This is a genomic window from Rhodoplanes sp. SY1, assembly GCF_046000175.1.
GTDB lineage: Bacteria > Pseudomonadota > Alphaproteobacteria > Rhizobiales > Xanthobacteraceae > Rhodoplanes.
The window spans coordinates 1-525 of record NZ_JBEOMB010000486.1 but is presented as its reverse complement, the minus strand read 5'-3'; the positions used below and the strand labels follow the sequence as shown (position 1 = coordinate 525).

Sequence of the window (525 nt, the reverse complement as noted above, 5' to 3'; positions counted from 1 at the left end):
GCTGCAGCGTGTTCACGCTCAATCCGGCGGTCATGATGTTGCCGGTCAGCGTGACGGCCTCGAAGCTCGCCGGGTATCCGGTCCCGGGGTTCTGCCATAAGGTCACCCCGGCGGCCGGTTGGGCGGAGATGTTCAAGTTGCCGGTCACCGCCAGCAGGCTCACCTTGCTGTCCGGACCATAGGTGTCCATCTTGATCGATTGGCTCGGATTGGTGGTGCTCGCTTCGGTCGCATTGGCCGGTTGAGCCCTCTGGGCGTGGAGCGCGGCGGGATTGATCACGCCGCCGACCGACAGGCTTCCTCGCGCCACCAAGGTGATCTGGCCCGAATCGACGGCGAGCTGCGGGACGTTCGGCGCGGTGCTTGCGTATCGGGGGGTGGCGATGCTTCCGTTCGCGCCGATCGACCCGGCCACCATGATGCTGGCGTGGCCGGAACCCTCGTAATACGAGCCGCCGAGCAGATCGCGTCCCGCCCGCACCGTCAAGTTGCCGCTGTCGTAGACCTCGGTGACGGGCAGGCTCT

General features: G+C 66.5%; 1 protein-coding gene. It reads right to left on the bottom strand.

Features of this window, described 5'->3' with window-relative positions; genetic code table 11:
- A partial coding sequence (locus tag ABTU92_RS30510; RefSeq protein WP_408095269.1) for a hypothetical protein occupies positions 1-525 on the bottom strand: 525 nt, incomplete at both ends.